The organism is Agarivorans sp. MS3-6, assembly GCF_054112545.1.
The window spans coordinates 1,726,175-1,744,938 of sequence record NZ_CM134202.1; the positions used below are offsets into that span (position 1 = coordinate 1,726,175).

General features: G+C 45.3%; 18 protein-coding genes. 6 read left to right on the forward strand and 12 right to left on the reverse strand.

Annotated features, from left to right (window positions below):
* Positions 1 to 35: 35 nt before the first annotated feature.
* Positions 36 to 1,289 (forward strand): hypothetical protein, encoded by a 1,254-nt coding sequence (locus tag ACVFI8_RS07790; RefSeq protein WP_248714031.1) that lies wholly within the window; start codon positions 36 to 38, stop codon positions 1,287 to 1,289.
* Positions 1,290 to 1,542: 253 nt separating this feature from the next.
* Here ACVFI8_RS07790 and ACVFI8_RS07795 read toward each other — a convergent pair whose 3' ends face one another.
* Positions 1,543 to 1,812: a hypothetical protein gene (locus tag ACVFI8_RS07795; protein ID WP_457873518.1), complete on the reverse strand. Its 270-nt coding sequence runs from the start codon at positions 1,810 to 1,812 to the stop codon at positions 1,543 to 1,545.
* A 120-nt stretch (positions 1,813 to 1,932) separates the two neighbouring features.
* Here ACVFI8_RS07795 and ACVFI8_RS07800 point away from each other — a divergent pair, with 120 nt between their 5' ends.
* Positions 1,933 to 2,352 (forward strand): hypothetical protein, encoded by a 420-nt coding sequence (locus tag ACVFI8_RS07800; protein ID WP_457873519.1) that lies wholly within the window; start codon positions 1,933 to 1,935, stop codon positions 2,350 to 2,352.
* A gap of 182 nt (positions 2,353 to 2,534) precedes the next feature.
* Here ACVFI8_RS07800 and metF read toward each other — a convergent pair whose 3' ends face one another.
* The 4 genes from metF to ACVFI8_RS07820 form a co-directional block, all read right to left on the reverse strand.
* On the reverse strand, positions 2,535 to 3,437 hold the full coding sequence (gene metF, locus ACVFI8_RS07805) for a methylenetetrahydrofolate reductase (protein WP_457873520.1): 903 nt from the start codon (positions 3,435 to 3,437) through the stop codon (positions 2,535 to 2,537).
* Between the two features lie 256 nt (positions 3,438 to 3,693).
* Complete coding sequence (greB, locus tag ACVFI8_RS07810; protein ID WP_248714027.1) at positions 3,694 to 4,188, reverse strand: transcription elongation factor GreB; 495 nt, start codon at positions 4,186 to 4,188, stop codon at positions 3,694 to 3,696.
* A gap of 70 nt (positions 4,189 to 4,258) precedes the next feature.
* Positions 4,259 to 5,281: a substrate-binding domain-containing protein gene (locus ACVFI8_RS07815; protein WP_248714026.1), complete on the reverse strand. Its 1,023-nt coding sequence runs from the start codon at positions 5,279 to 5,281 to the stop codon at positions 4,259 to 4,261.
* A 265-nt stretch (positions 5,282 to 5,546) separates the two neighbouring features.
* Positions 5,547 to 7,871 carry a glycoside hydrolase family 9 protein gene (locus ACVFI8_RS07820; RefSeq protein ID WP_457873521.1) on the reverse strand — a complete coding sequence of 775 codons (2,325 nt, stop codon included), beginning with the start codon at positions 7,869 to 7,871 and terminating at the stop codon, positions 5,547 to 5,549.
* Between the two features lie 271 nt (positions 7,872 to 8,142).
* Here ACVFI8_RS07820 and ACVFI8_RS07825 point away from each other — a divergent pair, with 271 nt between their 5' ends.
* Positions 8,143 to 10,446, forward strand: a complete 2,304-nt coding sequence (locus tag ACVFI8_RS07825; RefSeq protein ID WP_457873522.1) for a Tex family protein — start codon at positions 8,143 to 8,145, stop codon at positions 10,444 to 10,446.
* Between the two features lie 66 nt (positions 10,447 to 10,512).
* On the opposite strand, the gene ACVFI8_RS07830 is transcribed toward ACVFI8_RS07825, so the two are convergent.
* The 3 genes from ACVFI8_RS07830 to bioH all read right to left on the reverse strand — a co-directional run bounded on the left by ACVFI8_RS07830 (position 10,513) and on the right by bioH (position 12,500).
* Positions 10,513 to 11,427, reverse strand: a complete 915-nt coding sequence (locus ACVFI8_RS07830) for a putative metalloprotease CJM1_0395 family protein (RefSeq protein WP_457873523.1) — start codon at positions 11,425 to 11,427, stop codon at positions 10,513 to 10,515.
* A gap of 1 nt (position 11,428) precedes the next feature.
* Positions 11,429 to 11,662, reverse strand: coding sequence for a hypothetical protein (locus ACVFI8_RS07835; protein WP_248714022.1), 234 nt, complete (start codon positions 11,660 to 11,662; stop codon positions 11,429 to 11,431).
* Positions 11,663 to 11,726: 64 nt separating this feature from the next.
* The gene (gene bioH, locus ACVFI8_RS07840; protein ID WP_248714021.1) at positions 11,727 to 12,500 is read right to left on the reverse strand and encodes a pimeloyl-ACP methyl ester esterase BioH; all 774 of its coding nucleotides are present in this window, start codon (positions 12,498 to 12,500) and stop codon (positions 11,727 to 11,729) included.
* Between the two features lie 33 nt (positions 12,501 to 12,533).
* Between bioH and ACVFI8_RS07845 the strand changes: the two genes are divergently transcribed.
* Together ACVFI8_RS07845 and nfuA are read left to right on the forward strand one after the other, a co-directional pair.
* A complete protein-coding gene (locus tag ACVFI8_RS07845; RefSeq protein WP_457873524.1) occupies positions 12,534 to 13,250 on the forward strand; it encodes a ComF family protein in 717 nt (238 codons plus the stop codon).
* Between the two features lie 34 nt (positions 13,251 to 13,284).
* The gene (gene nfuA / locus ACVFI8_RS07850; RefSeq protein ID WP_248714019.1) at positions 13,285 to 13,863 is read left to right on the forward strand and encodes a Fe-S biogenesis protein NfuA; all 579 of its coding nucleotides are present in this window, start codon (positions 13,285 to 13,287) and stop codon (positions 13,861 to 13,863) included.
* A 58-nt stretch (positions 13,864 to 13,921) separates the two neighbouring features.
* Here nfuA and ACVFI8_RS07855 read toward each other — a convergent pair whose 3' ends face one another.
* The 4 genes from ACVFI8_RS07855 to ACVFI8_RS07870 all read right to left on the reverse strand — a co-directional run bounded on the left by ACVFI8_RS07855 (position 13,922) and on the right by ACVFI8_RS07870 (position 16,972).
* Positions 13,922 to 14,809, reverse strand: coding sequence for a hypothetical protein (locus ACVFI8_RS07855; RefSeq protein WP_457873525.1), 888 nt, complete (start codon positions 14,807 to 14,809; stop codon positions 13,922 to 13,924).
* Positions 14,810 to 14,987: 178 nt separating this feature from the next.
* Positions 14,988 to 15,995 carry an NAD(P)H-dependent glycerol-3-phosphate dehydrogenase gene (gpsA, locus tag ACVFI8_RS07860; protein WP_248714017.1) on the reverse strand — a complete coding sequence of 336 codons (1,008 nt, stop codon included), beginning with the start codon at positions 15,993 to 15,995 and terminating at the stop codon, positions 14,988 to 14,990.
* On the reverse strand, positions 15,995 to 16,471 hold the full coding sequence (secB, locus tag ACVFI8_RS07865) for a protein-export chaperone SecB (RefSeq protein WP_248714016.1): 477 nt from the start codon (positions 16,469 to 16,471) through the stop codon (positions 15,995 to 15,997). Before secB ends, gpsA begins: the two co-directional genes overlap by 1 nt.
* 72 nt (positions 16,472 to 16,543) lie before the next feature.
* Complete coding sequence (locus ACVFI8_RS07870) at positions 16,544 to 16,972, reverse strand: rhodanese-like domain-containing protein (protein WP_248714015.1); 429 nt, start codon at positions 16,970 to 16,972, stop codon at positions 16,544 to 16,546.
* 254 nt (positions 16,973 to 17,226) lie between these two features.
* Here ACVFI8_RS07870 and gpmM point away from each other — a divergent pair, with 254 nt between their 5' ends.
* Positions 17,227 to 18,759 carry a 2,3-bisphosphoglycerate-independent phosphoglycerate mutase gene (gene gpmM, locus ACVFI8_RS07875; RefSeq protein WP_457873526.1) on the forward strand — a complete coding sequence of 511 codons (1,533 nt, stop codon included), beginning with the start codon at positions 17,227 to 17,229 and terminating at the stop codon, positions 18,757 to 18,759.
* Positions 18,760 to 18,764 lie beyond the last annotated feature (5 nt).

Here is an 18,764-nt window from a genome sequence, read left to right on the forward strand (position 1 = left end):
AGCCAAATGGCTCATTGATAGTTAGGATGTCTTCAATGCAACAATTTAAGGGATGGTTGTTTCTCGCCTCGTTATTGCTCTATCTGCTGTACGCCTTTGGCCTTATCGGTATTGGCTTCGCTACGATAGTCGCTTGGGGAGCTGCGGTCGTTTATCTCCCCCAACTCAGTCGCCCCATTAGAGTTCAAGCAGGCTGCTTACTGACAATAGGCATCGCATTGTTAGTATTTGCGGCAAGCCAAGATACTTGGTTAAGCGCAACAGACATTCTATCTATTAACTTGCCCTTACTTGCGATGTTTAGCGCGGTATCATTCCTGGCTCTGGCTAACCCCGAAAATCAACAAGACCCCTTACCAAGCGGTAAACGCAGTATTGCCACCACCGCGTTAGGGGTCAACCTACTTGGCGCCATTATTAACTTATCTATCGTTTTTATCGTTGGTGATCGCTTGGCCAAACAACAACCACTGAGTAATGCCCAACAAAAAGTATTGATGCGTTGCTTTTGCGCCGCCGCTTGGTGGTCTCCCTTTTTCATTGCCACTGCAGTGTCGATAACTTATGCCCCCGGCATGCAGTGGCTAGATGTATTACTACCGGGCGCACTAATGGCCTTAATCGCCTTAGCGTTTACCATCACCGAAGTATCATTGCGCAATAAAGACAACTTTGCAGGTTATCCGGTTCGCCGAGAAAGCTTAACTATCCCTTTAGTGCTCGCGATAACCGTAATCAGCTTGCATTTTGCCTTTCCTGAATTCAGCATTATTTTAATGATAACTTGCTTAGCTCCGATGGCAGCACTGGCTTTTTCTAAAGGCAAATCAAAAGTACTGGTTGCACGCCAATTTATCACTCACCGTCTGTCCAACGTAGGTAGTCAATACGTCTTGTTTTTAGCGGCGGGGGTATTTTCAGCGGGGATTAAAGCCTTATTGTTGGCTTATCCCGACACACTAAGCCTGCACAATGTAAGCTTTAACCACCAAACCTTTGCGGTGGTGCTAGCAATGATGATAGTGGCCTGTATGTTAGGCATTCATCCGGTAATTAGTATTTCTTTAGCCAGCCCTTTGCTATTGCCACTTAACCCAGAGCCAAGCCAGTTGGGCTTTTTGTTTCTGAGTTCTTGGGCGATATCTACCGGCAGTAGCCCCCTGTCGGGTGTAGGCTTAACCATGATTGGTCGTTACCAGTTTAGCACTCAGCAGATCCTGAAGAACAACTGGTATTACGCGGTAATCATGTGGTTAATATGCTCTGGGGTAAACGCCTTGCTCATGTAACAAGGTCGGCAATATGATTGCTCGTTTACAATAAAGAACGTTCATTTGCTTTAAATTCGTAGTTGGGCATTCGCGGTCTATCTCATTTATGCCCCATTGTTTGTTTGGCAGATAGTCCAATAACACCTTAAAAACTCGCCTTCACACTTAGCAAAACTAATCGTTTTACTAAGTGCTTCTGCAATGCTTTCTAGAGGAAAACTTGTCGAAAACTGAACGTTTATCACTGCGGTCCATCATCGAACTAAAGAACTTATAACGGGGTGGCCAAATTTAGTTGACCACTACAGTGCTTAACTAAATGACGATAAAGCCAAAACCCACACGGCCCAGCTTCATAAACCACGCAAAGATGAGTAGCCAAGTCTTTGTATTTTTTGATAAGTTTATTGATAGAACGAATATTGGTGGGAATGGTGCTATGAAATACAGGCTCATCTCTCCAGTTATCAACACAATAAGCGACATCTGTGGTTTCTTTGTGAACGTCTAGTCCTATGAAAAACGTGCTAGATGTAGCCATGTCGATCTCCTGTTCTGTTATGACTTTGCATCTAACAGTGTGGCTCTAGTTTGACTACCCCACGATAAACGCAGGAGGTCGGCACTTTCACCGGGGGAGCATTATGTCTAGGGTTCAAGGATGATTTCGGAAAACTTTTCATGGTCTCAGAGTACTTATCTAAAATACAATTCTATCGATTATGATCTTCATAACGATTTTGATTTCATCGAGATAAATTATATGATTGAAAATCAATCAGTTATTCTTAAGTGGAAAAGAGGTGCTGGAAATTGGGTAAATCAAAATCAACCTAATTTCATTGTTCTAAATATATCGAATGTATCTCAGTTTGAATTTAAGCCAAGAGATTCTGAAATACCTTTCACAGAAGATGATTGCTTAGAAAGTTTTGGTTTTATATCAGGTGATGATTGGTGCGATGGTCAATTCTGGGTTGATAAAGCACCAGATGATAGCTGGCTTTGGTCATTTATTTTTCAGTCTGGAGCTGAAATTATAATTGGGGCTAAATCAGCTATTGTGAAAATTGAACCCTAATTGGACGTTAACTCCAACTGTTCCATACTCCCGCTAATCGGAAACACCTTTGAACAAGTGAATGCCCTAACAAGCTTGTGTCCAACAGTTTGTTAGGAAGTAATCATAATTTATTGCCAATCAACTACAGGTACAAAAACCTAGCATTGCTAGGCTTTTATAAGGTTTAGTAGAATTAACAACTAAGCAGGCACCGTTTCCGCTGGACGAACCCCCAGAGTATGACAAATTGCATAGGAAAGTTCAGAACGGTTCAAGGTATAAAAATGAAAGTCTTTTACCCCTTCTCGTGATAACACCTTAACCATCTCAATCGCCACACTAGCGCCCACCAAATTGCGGGTAGTTTGGTCATTGTCCAAACCAGCAAATTGGCCATGTAACCACTGCGGTACCTTTACATTAGCAAAAGAAGCAAACTTCTTTAAGGTGTTGTAATTTGACACCGGCAAAATACCGGGAATAATTTCACCTTCTATGCCCACCGCTGCGCAACGGTCACGAAAACGTAAATAGCTTTCAACATCAAAGAAAAACTGCGTAATAGCTTGGTTTGCTCCGGCGTCCATCTTACGTTTTAAGGCCAACAAATCCGCTTGGGCACTTTTGGCTTCCGGATGCACTTCAGGATAAGCGGCCACTGAAATATCAAAATCAGCCTCTTGTTTAAGCAAGCTGACTAAATCGCTAGCATACATCGCAGGCTTTGCAGAACCTTGCGGTAAATCACCCCTTAAAGCGACGATGTTACGAATACCACTATTCCAGTAATCCCGAGCAATTTGACGCAGCTCATCAGGCCTTGAGTCGATACAGGTTAAATGTGGGGCTGCAGCTAAACCGGTTCGGTCTTTGATCGCTTTAATCACATTATGGGTTCGGTTACGGGTGCCAGAATTAGCACCATAAGTGACGGATACAAATTTTGGCTTCAAGGTTTGCAAGCGTTCGATGGACGCCCACAAAGTTTGCTCCATGCTTTCGGTAGTCGGCGGGAAAAATTCAAACGACACATTAATATCGCGATTAAGCTCACTTAAGCTTTGATTGAGTGTTTCGATCTGTTGTGCGTGGTGAAATCCCATTACCTTCTCCATTAAAGACTGATAGACGTCTATACCGCTAGATAGTAACTCTGTGTTAATTTAAGTCAACCAGCTTCATGTTGTTGATAACATAAAGTGAATTAATTTCAATAAGGGGAAATTATATGCCTATCGCTGAGTATACGGCTAAGTATGAGATTGACGCTAAAGCGAACCACGATTAACAAGCTAAAGATAATGTAAGGTCCACCATCGGCCTTATGGCGTCAGTTTAAATGGTAGGGCTAGTAATCAATTAGCAGGCTGGTTTAGCCTTGAAAGGCGTGTATTGAATCGCCGTTACCCACCACTCTTTAAGCCCCGTTGGCGTTGTCACAAATACATCATCATCGACTTGCTTGCCAATCAAAGCTCTAGCCATGGGTGAGTCTATCGTTATGTAGCCAAGCTTGGGATCTATTTCATCGGTACCCACGATGCGATATTGCACTACCTCACCCGCTTCGTTTTCCAGCTCTACCCAAGCGCCAAAGAACACTTTGCCATTTTGCTGAGGGTAATGATCAACAATCTCTAAGGCGTCTAGGCGTTTATTTAAAAAACGTAAGCGAGAATCAATCCGGCGTAGTTCACGCTTACCTTCTTTGTATTCAGCATTCTCTGAACGATCGCCCAAGGCGGCCGCTTCAGATACCGCTTGGGTGACTTCTGGGCGTTTTACTTTCCAAAGATATTTAAGCTCTTTGTCTAATTTATGCCAGCCCGCACGGGTAATAAGATTGGTTTTCATACGCATTCTACTATTCTGCCTAAGCCGCCAATTATAAACGACTTAGGCAGTAAAATGATAAAGCAATAAGCTAAATATGTGGCTTGGTGGTTTCGCGTTTAACTAACTCAACGGGAGGAAGCCTAAAGCTATTGCTATCACCACCATTAAGCATATCTAACATCGTTAATGCCGCCGCATACCCGGTATCGAAAATAGGTTGGCGAACCGTGGTTAATGGTGGGATAAAGAATGCTGCACTAGGCACATCGTCAAACCCAATCACCGAAATGCGTTCTGGTACCGGTCGTTTTGCTTGATATAGCGCCTGCATAGCACCAAATGCGGTTAAGTCATTTGCCGCAAAAATGGCCGTATATTGCCTTTTGTTGGCCAATAAACGTTGTACCGCCTCAAAACCACCTTTTTCAGTAAAATCACCTTGCTCAATTAACGCAAGCTTGACCGGTAAACCAGCATGCTCCATCGCTTGCGTATACCCTTCTAAACGCTGCTGGGCATCAGGGTGCCCTGCCGGCCCCTTAATATGAGCAATTTCTCGATGCCCTAATTGAATAAGGTGATTGGTAGCCATATAAGCACCCACCGAGTTTTCAATTTTAATCGAGCGTAAACGCGCCGCTTCAAGATCTCGACCTAACGCGACTATTGGTTTTTTCTTTGCGTACTCAATAACTTGAGAATCGCTCAAACCACCAGTCACTATAATAATACCATCAACCGAGCGCGATAAGAGTAGTTGCATCGACTCCATTTCTTCTTCGGTATTCCAGTGGCCAGTAACAATGATGTGCGAATAGCCTTGAGCTAATAACACCTCTTCAATCCCGCGTAGAATAGAAGAATAGAATGGGCTATCGGGATGCTGTACCAGTACTCCGATAGTCATCGTTCGACTACTGGCACTGGCCCCTGTTTGCTGACCAGGCTTATAGCCTAGCTCAGCCATGGCGGATTGAATTTGCTTTCTCTTGGAATCTGAAACATAAGTGGTTTGATTCATAAATCGAGATACAGTACTGGGCGAAACGCCCGCTAATGCAGCCACATCATAAACAGTAGAGCGTTGATCTGATTTGCTTTTATCTTTCACAGTAATTCTCTGAAATCTTGATCGAGTTACCATTTTATCCCTCATTACACCCAATACAGAAGCCATTGAGCAGTCAAGGAATAAACCCCTTTGCTCAACTATATACTGCTACTTAGCTAAGAACTTGCTTTGAGTAAAATTATGCATGAGAACGCCGTAGCAGATCACATATTCGAATAGCAAAGCCCTTATCTGAGTAGCTTTTTTGTGGTGTAAATAGTAAAGGCCGACATAAGCCGGCCTACTTTTTACAACAACCGTGTCGCTATTTCGTTAACGCTTTTTCATCTAAAGCGCTTGTTACCCATACCAACGGCGCATTCCAGTTAATGGTAATCTCGTTTAATGTCCATGCTCCAATCTCGTCGGCAAAACAAGTTTGAGCAATACAATTACCCTCTAAGGTTGCAGCGACTGGGTCACTAAAACTAATAGAGTTTGGGCCACCCGATAACGCGCCTGGTGCTGGAACCGGTGATTTCTCATCAGCTTGGTGCGCCCAAAAACGGTGATGTGGGTTTTTCAATGGGTTACCACCGTAACCTGTGATGTAAGACTGATCCATTGGGTTACGCCCAAGCAGATAATCCATACCATGCGCCAGCGTTTGCATGTAATGTGTCTCACCCGTGTAATCAGCGGCATAAGTGAGAAATATTCCGCGGTTAACAATATTTGAGTTTGAACCCCAAGGATATTGCTCAGCAGTGTAAGGGATATAGTAACCCTCTTGAGATAACTGCTTAGAGTATGCATCTGCTGTAGCAATGATATTAGCGCGAGCTTTATCACGTGTTGCTTGATCGAGTTTACTAGGTACTAAGGCTAAGCTTAGGGTACCTGCCGAACTCAAATCCTGCCAAAATAAATCACCACTCGCGGTTTCATCGCCAACTGGCGCCGCCAAAAATGCCGGAGAAGCTTTTAAAGCAGTCAAGTATTGTTGCTCACCAGTGCTAATAAATAACTCTGCCGCAGCCCAATAAAACTCATCGGCTAACTCAAGGTCACCGTAGGGACCAGAGCCAGTAAAGTTATCATAAGCATACACCTCTGGGTGTTTGGCAGCAGCCTGCCAAGCGCGGCTCGCAGCATCTAAACATTGCGCTGAAAACTCAGCATCAATGTCTTTCCAGATACGAGCACACTGGGCTGCAGTAGCCGCAAGGTTGAGGGTAGCTGCAGTACTTGGTTGACCAACGTAACGCTTCATAGTGTCTTTATGAGGAGGCAGAGGCATGCCCGTCCACTTCTCATCGGCTACTTTATGAAACACCAAGTTAGATGCATCAATTTCAGTAAGCTTGAGAGCATCAATATTGTCTTGTTGATTACCCACTGGTACCGCAACGCGTTTACCTTCTGGAATTTGCATCGCCAGCATAAACTCCATATTCCAGCGAGCTTCATCCAGTAAATCATTAACCCCGTTGTTCATTTCAGGCAATAATTGCTTACCATCAGCAAAAGGCTCAGGAACCTTATCTATAAATTGTGAGCGCTCATAAAGGTTCATCAACGTCCAGGTACTAATTCCACCATTTACCACATACTTACCGTGGTCACCGGCATCATACCAGCCACCGGTTAAGTTCATATCGAAATCACAACCCGGCCAGCGGTTACCTTTAGCATCCTTTTTGTCAAAACAACTAACGGTATCATTGGGGTGACCTGCTGGGCGAGCAAGATCAGGGCGTTGCACATAATCAGCTTTAATGTCTATACCACTACGGTTTTGATAGAAATAACTTAAAGCGTCATGTTTGAGTTCAGAATAGATATCTTCAGCAATGCGGAACGGGTGGCTGGTTTGACCGTTAGCCGTTAAGGTTAGCCCTGTTTGCGGCGTTTGAATGTGGCTAAAATCAGCGCGATGAACGTTCTCACCAGATGCTTTATTCAAGCCAAATACACGGGTTTTTCCGCTAGCAACAACTTCTCCATTAGCGTCATTAAGCTGCCAAAAAATCGGTTGTTGAGCGTCACTATCAATGATGGCGAATTTCTCGGCTTTAGGGAAAAAACCTACCTGATTAAGCCTAACTAAAGGTATTTTCTTCTCTACCTTATAATTAACACCCTTGACAGAAACCCCGCTGAAACAAACTGTTGCAGCTTTTTGCGCGCCAAGTTGAAATTGAAACTCGGTCTTGGGATCACTTTTCTCTTCTTGAACAAAGCTAAAATTAAACTGCTCCGCTTGTTTACCGATTGTAATATCTTCTAGAAAGAAATGGGTATAAGGAGGGCCTTCATGTTGAATCAAGGCCTTAAAACCGGTTTCCTCGGTCGCTCTTGCAGTAAATTGCACTGCATAGCTCTCGCCTTGGGCTAAACCTAAACCTGCTTGACCAATAATCACATCCCAAGCATTGCTACCTGGTTGAGCGATCTCGATACACGCCTCACCAGCGTTGGCCGCAAGCTTACCGCCGGCAGACCACCAACCATTGGTGGCTTCACTAAACTGACCATTTCGTAGCATTTCCTTGGCGTCAGCCGCTTGCGCATCGAATCCTGTGAATGCAACACTGCACATCAATACACTGGCACCTAAACCATATATCTTAATCTTGTTGGCGCTCATTGAGCTCTCCTTGAACATGAGACGTTTTACTTAGCTCAACCATAATCGGAGTGGAAGCGTAAATTAAGGTTTAAACTCACATTCCCATGACACAAGCCGTGACACGATGAATATCTATGAACTACTTATGAAAAAAATTTAGTCTGGTGAAACTGTTTTCACTACTCTGTTTATTATCAGCGGGATGATTGCACTTGCAGCGCTTACAGAACTGAATATCATAGTGTTCCATACTACGCTGTAATCGCAGCCCCCTAGAATAAGCAAACACATGTCAAATATAGAACAACAAATCGCCACTGATATTAGTGCAAGTTATCAACAGGTTAGCGCTGCAATCAAACTCTTGGATGAGGGCGCCACAGTGCCTTTTATTGCTCGTTATCGCAAAGAGGCCACCGGTGGCTTAGATGATGGACAACTGCGAACCTTAGAACAACGATTAAGCTACTTACGTGACATGCAGCAGCGTCGACTAAGCATTCTCAAATCAATTGCCGAGCAAGACAAACTCACCCCGCAACTTGAACAAGCGATTAACGCCACCAGCAGTAAAACCGAATTAGAAGATCTTTATCTTCCTTATAAACCTAAACGCCGCACCAAGGGACAAATAGCGATAGAAGCAGGCTTAGAACCGCTTGCCGAGGCATTGCTACAACAACCCGATACCGCTCCCGAAATACTGGCCGAAGAATTCATTAACCTAGAGGCAGGTTTTGCCGATAGCAAGGCGGTATTAGATGGCTGCAAATTCATCCTGATGGAGCGCTTTGCAGTGCAAGCGCCACTCTTGGCCCGTTTACGCCAGTACTTACTAAACAACGCGCAGGTTAAAGCGTGCGTGATTGAAGGCCAGCAAATAAACGGTCAAAAGTTTCAAGACTACTTCGACTATCAAGAAGCCATTGGTAAAATCCCATCACACCGCGCGCTAGCGATCCTTCGCGGGCGCAACGAAGGCGTGCTAAATCTTAGTGTCGAAGTAGAACAAACAGACGCGCTTAGTCATCCGGCCGAGCAAATTGTCCGTGACTACGTGCAACTAACACCTAAGGGTGTAGCCAGTGACCAATGGGTAAACTCGGTTGTGCAGTGGACGTGGCGGGTTAAACTCAAGCTACAGTTAGAAACTGAATTACTTAACCAACTGCGAGAGCGGGCCGATGACGAAGCTATCTCGGTGTTTTCACGCAATCTTAATGACTTATTGATGGCCGCCCCGGCAGGTCCCAAAGCCACCCTAGGTTTAGACCCTGGTTTACGTACAGGCGTAAAAGTGGCGGTGGTTGATGCGACTGGTAAACTCGTTGCCTACGACACAATTTACCCGCATGCACCGCGTAATAATTGGCAAGGTTCGCTAACAACATTGGCAAGCTTAGTGACTAAATACCATGTAAAACTGCTAAGTGTCGGCAATGGTACCGCCTCGCGTGAAACCGATAAACTCGCCGCAGACCTAATTAGTATGTTGCCTCCGCAAGGCATTCAAAAAGTCATGGTTAGCGAAGCTGGAGCTTCGGTTTACTCTGCCTCAGAACTGGCTGCCAATGAGTTTCCAGATTTAGATGTGTCTATTCGTGGCGCAGTATCTATTGCTCGCCGCTTACAGGATCCCCTTGCCGAGCTAGTTAAAATTGAGCCAAAGGCCATTGGTGTCGGCCAATACCAACATGACGTAAGCCAAAGCAAGCTATCACTGCAGCTAGATAGCGTGGTTGAAGATTGTGTGAATGCCGTCGGTGTTGATATTAATATGGCGTCCGCGCCACTACTGAGTTTTGTTGCTGGACTCAACACCACCATCGCGCAAAATATTGTAACTTACCGCGATGAAAATGGTGCTTTTACATCGCGCACGGCAATAAAAAAAGTCGCCCGTTTAGGCCCTAAAGCCTTTGAACAAGCCGCCGGTTTTTTACGGATTAACCATGCAAAAAATGCCCTAGATGGATCAGCGGTTCATCCCGAGGCCTATCCTGTGGTTGAAGCGATAGCCAAACATAGTCAGTGCCAAGTGAGTCAGCTAATCGCCAATAACGAACGCTTAGATAAGCTAGACCCAAAACAGTTTACCAATGATAAGTTTGGTCTACCTACCGTTACTGACATCATTGCCGAACTCAAAAAACCAGGGCGCGACCCTCGCCCAGAATTTGCTACCGCAACCTTTAAAGAGGGGGTAAACACCATCAATGATCTTAAACCCGCCATGCGCCTAGAAGGGGTAGTAACCAACGTCACTAATTTTGGTGCCTTTGTTGACGTAGGTGTGCACCAAGACGGATTGGTGCATATATCCTGCCTTGCCAACCATTTTGTTAAAGACCCCCATCAGGTGGTAAAAGCGGGAGATATTGTAAAAGTGAAAGTTTTGGAGCTTGAACCCCAGCGTAAACGCATTGCCTTAAGTATGCGCTTAGACGATGAAGTTCAGGCAAACAAAACGTCAAAGCCAGTGGCTAGCCAAACCAAGCAGCGCTCAGCCCCTAAGCCAAAGGCCAACAATACAGGAAGCGCCAAACCCATAAACAGTGCCTTCGCTGATGCCTTTGCTAAAGCCAAAAAATAACCATTTATTGGTCAATGGATACACTAAATGTGAGTTTATCGGTAGAGGTGTCGAGCAGCGCTGACTTTAGGCTTGTAAGCTAAACTGTGACTGTGGGCGGAATGCAGCAGCGCTGGCATAGCGCTGCTCAATGTTTTGATTACGTTCCTGCATTTGTTGAGCTATATCGGGGAAACGTTGTTGCAGCTGCTGGGCTTTATCTCGCTGTTGCGCCAACTCTTGCTCTACGGCAGTTAATCGATCTTCAACGCCAGTTAGCGGCTCATCTGCTGCTTGCCCTTCGCTAAATTGGCTGCTACTTAATTGTTGTTGCGCCTCAGCCGCCTTTTGCTGAGCTTGGGCGGCGACTTGCCGGTCTTGACTTGACGGCTCGGCAGGCGCTAAAGCGGCACGTTGCACTTGTTCCATTTTAGCAATGGTAGCTTGCGGGTCACCGGGGATCTCGCTGGTGCTAATAGACACCTCGCCGCCAACGGCATACTGCTTGCCGTCGGGGCCACGTTCTAACTCTAATTTGGCAGCACTTGCATATTGCCCGCCAACCGCTTGATGTTGGGCTTCATGAATTCTAACTTCACGGTCTCTAGCGCTAAGCTCATCCACTTTCTTCTGCTCACTGTCAGTGAGCTCTTGTTGACCTTTTGGTGAAGCGCTAGCTTGATCTGAGTTCGACTCTTTGCCTTGCTGATCTGAATCTTTAGCTTGTTGTTGCTGTTGTTGTTCTTGGCCTTGCTCTCCTTGCTCACGAGCATGCGCCTCCCGCTCCTGCACCCTAGCTTGTTCTTGAGCTTGCGGATATTGGGCAGTAACTTGAGGTTTACTACGATCTTTCTCTGCGCCCACTTCAGGTTCTTTAGCAAAGGTGGCCACTTCTTTAGGCTGTTCAATAACTTGACGCAATTGATTATCGCGTCGCGCTGAATCGGTAGGCGGGCTGAGACTATTGGGGATGATATTAGGTAAAGAGACATTGATATTCATGCTAGGCCTCAATATCCAATAACGAACCCATCATTGTCGACTCGGTTTGAATTAACTTAGCGCCAGCCTTTGCGTACAACTCGGCTTGATTTAAGGAGACAATAGCATCAACCACTTGGTTTTGCTGGGGCTCTCGTCCAGCAGAGACCTCTGCCAGCGACTGAGCACTATCACTCACTTGTTTATTAGCGGTAGCTATGATTTGATAACCGCTGTTCGCTGCGCCAACCTGCATATGCCCCCCATAATGAGTTAATAATTTGCCTTTAAACGCCCTAATATTAGCAAATTGTTCACTTTTACACCACTAGTGAACGAGAAAAGTCTGTTACTCGTTCAGTAAATAACTGTTTCTCTGAAATAAAAGGCGCATGTGAAGAAGACTCAAAGCAATATTGTTGCGCACTGGGGGTTAACACGGCGTGCTCTAGCATCGCAGCCCTAGGAACGAGGGCATCACTGCGACCAAACAATTGCAACCACGGCACATCAATAGTGCTAGCAGCAGCGCGTAAGTCGGTTAATTGCAGCAGCTCCAAACCCTGCTGTAATGCAGCAAGCTTAGGTAAAGGCCGTTCAGCCAGTAAATGTCGTAGTTGCTTTATGTCTTGCTTCGCATGGCTACTGCCCATTGCTTGAATGGCTAAAAATTGCTGTAGAGTTTTACTGAAATCACGCTCTAGGCCTACCGCAAAACTATCTAATACATTGGGCGCGATGCCTGGCCAGCCTTGCTTCGCGATAAAATGGGCTGAGCTAGCCACGCTAATTAAACCACGAATACGACGAGGGAAATCTATCGCCGCTTGCATCGCCACTAGTCCACCTAATGACCAACCTAGCCAAATCGCTTGCTGCGGTACTTGCGCAGCCACCGCGTTCGCCATGTCACTCAAGTTCAATTGCTCTACAGCAGCAGAATGCCCAAAGCCCGGTAAATCAATCTGATAGAGGCAAAAATGCTCGGATAATAGCTCTGCCACAGGTTGCCACACCGCGCTATTCAAGCCCCAACCATGGATCATCACTAGGGCAGGACCATCACCTTGTCGCTCACAATGCAATTTGCTCATCTACACTTACTAATTAGTTATTCAGGAGCGCCAATGTTAACCAGTTTTAGCTCAGCTTTAAACCAGACTCTTGGTAATGCGAGGCAGTGTAGCTTTTGCCTACAACATTGTGCTAGCTGCTATGCACTATTAGTGGCTAACCAAATGTGCCGTTGCCAACAGTGTTTTTTAAACATTGCTGAACCAGGAGTGTGTGGTCGGTGCCAAACCGAACCAAATGACTTTGATAGTGTATTTTGCTTAGGTGATTATCAATGGCCGTTAGAGCCAGTGATTAAAAACTATAAATATGCAAAGCAAATGCACTTGGTAAAACCGCTGAGTCAATTGCTATGGGCACAAGTCAAACAGCAACAAATTTGCATACCCGATGTTTTTTGCTCTGTTCCGCTGCACTGGTTTAAACAATGGAGACGCGGCTTTAACCAAAGCGATTTGCTCTGCCAACAAGTGGCTAAACTTGCTCAGCGCCCCGTCGAACAGGTGTTAAGTCGACCCCGTTATGGCCGTAGTCAAGCGGGCTTGAATCGACGCCAACGACAGCGTGCATTAACAGCCTGCTTCTCATCTAAAAGCACAATAAAATCAGCTCATTGGGTACTAATAGATGATGTAGTCACTACCGGTAGTACCGCCAATACCTTAGCAAAGTTGCTAAAAAATGCTGGAGCTAATAGAGTGGATATTTGGGCTATGGCAAGAACGCCGAACGCCAACACTAGCCGCGCTGATAAAAAAGCCGTACAATAAACCCTAGTATTTTACTCAGGTATCGAGGAAGCAGATGGTATCGATCTCAGAAACCGCTCAGCAACACTTTGTGAAGCTGTTAGAACAACAGCCTGAAGGCACCCACATTCGCGTATTTGTGGTAAACCCAGGCACCCCAAGTGCAGAGTGCGGTGTATCTTATTGCCCACCAGAATCGGTAGAGGAAGACGACACTCAACTGCCATTCTCTGGTTTTAAGGCGATGGTAGATGCTGCTAGCGTGCCGTTTTTAGAAGAAGCTGAAATTGACTTTGTTACCGACAAGGTTGGCTCACAACTCACCCTTAAAGCCCCTAACGCAAAAATGCGTAAAGTCGATGATGACGCTTCATTAATCGAGCGAGTTGAATACACGATTGAAACTCAGGTCAATCCTAACCTAGCCTCACACGGCGGCAAAGTGAGTGTGATGGAGTTAACTGAAGACGGAGTGGTAGTGTTACAATTTGGTGGCGGCTGTAATGGTTGTAGCATGGTAGACGTAACGCTTAAAGAAGGCATTGAGAAGCAATTGCTGGAGGCTTTTCCAGGCGAATTAACTGGCGTTCGTGATATTACAGAACACCAAGCAGGCGAGCACTCTTATTACTAGAAGTGGGTAAGCCACGGTCCTATTAAGCGCTATTTTAGAATGGCGCTTTTTTATTGACTTAAGGCCTTACTACTCGCCAATCACTAACCTGCATATTAATAAAACCAGCCTGCTGGTAAGCTTTTTCTATTTGACCTGCGCCTCTTAAATGTTCAATACCTTTATCCAAAGCCCTTAGCATTTCTTTAGCATGTGGAAACGCTGCGCTCACCGCATACACCCGGCTATCGTTTAACGCCACCTTATAATGAGGGATCGGCAATAAACGTTCTCCTTCCACTAACAAAGCCATATCTTGCCCTGCTTGAAAGGGAGCAAGTAAAGCATCAACCCGTCCTTTTATCACTGAGCCATACATACCAGACCAACTACTAATACTGTGTAACTTAGCAAAATCTAATAACTGTAAGGTTTGCCAATCCACGGTCCATTGTTTGCTTGAAATTAGCGATAGCTGTTTAACTTCATCGTGGTTGGGGATGCGCTGCAATTGCAAAATTGGGTGATCAGCTCGCACATAAAGACCGGCAAAAAAATCGCCAGCCCGCACCATCTGAGCACTCATCAATAAATGTTGATTAGACGCCACATCCTTTGACCAAACAGTTGTTGCCGTGGCAGCAATTGAACCGTGTTCCAGCAATTTATTGGTTCTTAAGTAGCTATCAGACACCTGTAAGCTAAGCCCTTCTTCCCATCCGCCTAGAAAAAGGGCCTGTTGAATGAGCACCAATTCAACCACATCTCTGCGGCTGCTCTGCCCAGAGAAGTCATCAATCAGTAATGGGTTTCGATCCAACAAAAATTGATGGTAATCGTGCAGTACATCTGTCGGTACCGCGAGCACAGCAACAGGTAAGCTCACGGGTTGGAGCAATTCATCCGCCCAAAGCCAAGTTGGCCAAATTAATCCTATCCATAGGGGTATGGCGAAGTACTTAGTCATTAATCGATCTTTTCATGGGGGATTATCAGTAAATAATCATTAACTTAACGAAGGATAAATTATAACAAATTCAGTAGATAAGCATCCACGCTTTACATCAATTAACCATCAATGAGTATGATAGAAGGCCTAGAAAAGAAGAATACGGTCATAGTGGGATATGACCGTATATTTGCGACTACTCGCCTTTTTGCGAACGAGACAGTAAATCTATCGCGGCTTGTTTCGGTGATTTAGCCTGATACAACACTTGGTAGACTTGCTCTACAATTGGCATTTCAACGCCAACGCGCTCAGCGAGCAAATACACCTCTTTGGTATTGCGGTAACCTTCTACCACTTGACCAATTTCAGCTTCAGCCTGCTCAAAAGACTTACCCGCCCCTAGTGCTAGACCAAAACGACGGTTACGGCTTTGATTATCGGTACAAGTCAGTACCAAGTCACCTAAACCAGCCATACCTTTGAAGGTCTCAGGATCGGCCCCTAAAGCAATACCGAGCCGCTCCATTTCTCGTAAGCCACGAGTAATAAGTGCGGTGCGAGCATTGGCACCAAAGCCTAAGCCATCAGCTAAACCAGCACCGATCGCAATCACGTTTTTGACTGCACCACCGAGTTGTACACCGACAATATCATTATTGGTATACACCCTAAAACTACGCTCACAATGCATCACTTTGGCTAAATAGCTAACAAAGTCAGCATCTGACGATGAGGCCGATATCGCAGTGGGTAAGCCCGCCGCTAATTCTTTTGCAAAAGTAGGACCTGAAATAACCGCCAAGGAACGTTGTTCACCTAGAACCTCAGTCGCGACCTCAGACAACAAATGGCCGGTATTCGCTTCCAAGCCCTTGGTAGCCCAAGCAACCCGTGATTGCTCAGTTAACATAGGCTTTATTTGACGCATCACGTCAGCAAAAGCAAAGCTAGGCACAACCACCAGCAAATTATCGCTTTGAGCAACAGCAGTCGCTAAATCAGCTTCTAACTCAAGGCTATCAGGAAAGGCAACCCCGGGTAAAAAGTCGCTATTTTCACGAGCGGCCTCAAGGGCAGCCACGTGTTCGGACTCATGCCCCCACAAAACTGTACGTTGACCATTACGAGCAATCGCAATAGCCAATGCGGTACCGTATGAGCCTGCGCCCAATACGGTCATGATTGCCTTAGAGTTAACCATTATGCGTCAGCTTTTGCTTCTTTTTGTTGCTCAGCTTGCTGTTGTACATAGTTTGCAAACAAGGCATCAAAGTTAACCGGTGCTAAGTTGATTTGTGGGAATGAACCACGGTTAACTAAGTTAGACACGGCTTCACGCGCATAAGGGAAAAGAATGTTAGGGCAGTATGCGTTAATCGCATGTGCCAGTTGTGGCTCAGGCATGTTACCTAAAGTGAAAATACCACCTTGGTGAACTTCACATAAGAAAGCTGTTTTATCTTCAACTTTAGCGGTAACCGTTAGAGTAAGAACAACTTCAAACACGTTATCAGCAAGCTTGTTGCTGGTAGTGTCTAGGTCAACCTTAACTTCAGGCTTCCACTCTTGTTGGAATACTTGAGGAGAGTTCGGCGTTTCAAAAGAAATATCTTTTGTGTAAATACGTTGAATTGAAAATTCTACTTGTGGCGCTTCTGTCGTTGCTGCTTCAGCCATGATAATTACCTTTAATACATTTATTTAAATTTGTTTAATCGTTAATTGAACACTAACCACTAAATCACGATCTTACTTCTTAGTGACCGGTAAATTTGCTGACTTCCATTCGGTCATGCCACCGCGTAGGTTATACACGTTCTCAAAACCGCCTTTAGACAGCGCGTTGGCTGCTGAGCCTGAACGCATCCCTGTTTCACATACTACGATAATGGGGCTGCTCTTTAAGTTTTCAATAGGCTTAAAGTTATTAGCTTGTATTTGAGTTAAAGGAATGTGACGTGCGCCCGCAATATAACCCTTTTTAAACTCATCATTGGTTCTAACATCCACGATCACTGCGTCTTGTTTATTAATCAACAACGTCGCTTCATGATTGCCAACTGATTTAACTTTAGACAACATTGGTTGAATGAAACTGTAGATAACAGCACCAAACAAACCAACCCAAGCGAATGAAATGATAGGGTTATTTCCGACAAATTCGACAACTTGCTGCATAGTTCGAGTATTCCTAGTTAAGCAAATGGTTTGATATATTTGGGCGAGAGTATACACCCGAGCGCCAAGAATAGCAGCTATAGTAAACACTGAACGCCGCAAATTAGCCTAAGATTGAAATGCCGCCTCTAAAAGTGACAAAAAACAACTAATCTCGGTTGAATTGCGCTCAATCAGGTGACTCAGCCCAAAAATGTAGTAATATTTCACGAATTCGTTTTTAACTTTTACATTTACCAATTAAGGAAATTGCAATGTCTGCAAGCAAAAAGCCTTTAGCACTAGTCATAATGGATGGCTGGGGTTACCGTCAAGATAGCGCCGACAACGCTGTAGCAAACGCTAAAACCCCAGTATTAGACAACCTTTGGAACACTGCTGCCAGCACGCTAATCTCGGCTTCAGGCCTAGATGTAGGCCTGCCAGATGGCCAAATGGGTAACTCTGAAGTAGGACACACGAATATCGGCGCAGGCCGTGTTGTGTATCAAGAACTCACCCGTGTTGGTAAATCAATTACAGATGGCGACTTTTTCACCAACGAAGTGTTGGTTGGTGCGGTAACTAAAGCAGTATCAGCCGGAAAAGCCGTTCACATCATGGGGCTATTATCTCCAGGCGGTGTTCACAGCCACGAAGACCACATGCTTGCAGCCATTGATTTAGCCGCTAAACAAGGCGCCAAAGAAATTTACTTACACGCTTTTCTTGATGGCCGTGATACGCCACCACGCAGCGCGCAAGGTTCTATTGAAAAGTTTGATGCTAAGTTCGCTGAAATAGGGTCTGGCCGCATCGCTTCATTAGTAGGTCGTTACTATGCTATGGATCGCGATAACCGTTGGGAGCGAGTTGAAGAAGCCTACCAACTGCTCACTGAAGGCAAAGCTGATTATAACTACGCAAACGCAACTGAAGCGCTAGCGGCTGCTTATGCTCGCGATGAAAACGACGAATTTGTTAAAGCCTCTGTAGTGGGCGACACCGCTGCCACCATTAACGACGGCGACGCAGTATTGTTTATGAACTTCCGTGCTGACCGTGCTCGTGAAATATCACGCTGTTTTGTCGAAAAAGACTTCAGCGGTTTTGCGCGCGCCAAAGTCCCCGCTTGTGAGTTTACAACCTTGACTCAGTACGCAGCTGATATTGATGCCCCTTGTGCTTATGGCCCTAGTGACCTAGTGAACACCTTGGGTGAATGGCTAGAAAAACACAACAAAACGCAGCTACGCATTTCAGAAACTGAAAAATACGCCCACGTTACTTTCTTCTTCAATGGCGGCAAAGAAGACGCCTTTGTTGGTGAAGATCGAGAGCTAATCCCATCACCTAAAGTCGCCACTTACGACCTACAACCAGAAATGAATTCTGAAATGTTAACCGATAAGTTTGTTGCAGCGATTGAAAGCGGTAAATACGATATCATCATCTGTAACTACCCAAATGGCGACATGGTAGGCCACACTGGCGTATACGATGCAGCGGTTAAAGCTTGTGAAGCGGTAGATCACAGTATTGGTCGTTTAGTTGAAGCGCTAGACAAGGTGGGCGGTGAGTGTTTGATTACTGCTGACCACGGTAACGCTGAGCAAATGGTTGACCCTGAAACGGGCGGCATTCACACAGCGCATACTAACTTACCCGTGCCATTCATCTACTATGGCCGTGAAGCTACGCCAGTTGAAGGTGGTCGCCTAAGCGATATTGCCCCAACTATGCTAACTTTGATAGGTATGGAAACTCCAGCAGAAATGACTGGCAAGCCATTGATGAATTTGAAATAATGGCT

What these genes read in the sequence shown, in the direction of transcription:
- ACVFI8_RS07790 (WP_248714031.1), top strand. Translation starts at nt 36, where the DNA reads ATGCAACAATTTAAGGGATGGTTGTTTCTCGCCTCGTTATTGCTCTAT.
- ACVFI8_RS07795 (WP_457873518.1), bottom strand. Translation starts at nt 1,812, where the DNA reads ATGGCTACATCTAGCACGTTTTTCATAGGACTAGACGTTCACAAAGAA.
- ACVFI8_RS07800 (WP_457873519.1), top strand. Translation starts at nt 1,933, where the DNA reads ATGATTTCGGAAAACTTTTCATGGTCTCAGAGTACTTATCTAAAATAC.
- metF (WP_457873520.1), bottom strand. Translation starts at nt 3,437, where the DNA reads ATGGGATTTCACCACGCACAACAGATCGAAACACTCAATCAAAGCTTA.
- greB (WP_248714027.1), bottom strand. Translation starts at nt 4,188, where the DNA reads ATGAAAACCAATCTTATTACCCGTGCGGGCTGGCATAAATTAGACAAA.
- ACVFI8_RS07820 (WP_457873521.1), bottom strand. Translation starts at nt 7,871, where the DNA reads ATGAGCGCCAACAAGATTAAGATATATGGTTTAGGTGCCAGTGTATTG.
- ACVFI8_RS07825 (WP_457873522.1), top strand. Translation starts at nt 8,143, where the DNA reads ATGTCAAATATAGAACAACAAATCGCCACTGATATTAGTGCAAGTTAT.
- ACVFI8_RS07830 (WP_457873523.1), bottom strand. Translation starts at nt 11,427, where the DNA reads ATGAATATCAATGTCTCTTTACCTAATATCATCCCCAATAGTCTCAGC.
- ACVFI8_RS07835 (WP_248714022.1), bottom strand. Translation starts at nt 11,662, where the DNA reads ATGCAGGTTGGCGCAGCGAACAGCGGTTATCAAATCATAGCTACCGCT.
- bioH (WP_248714021.1), bottom strand. Translation starts at nt 12,500, where the DNA reads ATGAGCAAATTGCATTGTGAGCGACAAGGTGATGGTCCTGCCCTAGTG.
- ACVFI8_RS07845 (WP_457873524.1), top strand. Translation starts at nt 12,534, where the DNA reads ATGTTAACCAGTTTTAGCTCAGCTTTAAACCAGACTCTTGGTAATGCG.
- nfuA (WP_248714019.1), top strand. Translation starts at nt 13,285, where the DNA reads ATGGTATCGATCTCAGAAACCGCTCAGCAACACTTTGTGAAGCTGTTA.
- ACVFI8_RS07855 (WP_457873525.1), bottom strand. Translation starts at nt 14,809, where the DNA reads ATGACTAAGTACTTCGCCATACCCCTATGGATAGGATTAATTTGGCCA.
- gpsA (WP_248714017.1), bottom strand. Translation starts at nt 15,995, where the DNA reads ATGGTTAACTCTAAGGCAATCATGACCGTATTGGGCGCAGGCTCATAC.
- secB (WP_248714016.1), bottom strand. Translation starts at nt 16,471, where the DNA reads ATGGCTGAAGCAGCAACGACAGAAGCGCCACAAGTAGAATTTTCAATT.
- ACVFI8_RS07870 (WP_248714015.1), bottom strand. Translation starts at nt 16,972, where the DNA reads ATGCAGCAAGTTGTCGAATTTGTCGGAAATAACCCTATCATTTCATTC.
- gpmM (WP_457873526.1), top strand. Translation starts at nt 17,227, where the DNA reads ATGTCTGCAAGCAAAAAGCCTTTAGCACTAGTCATAATGGATGGCTGG.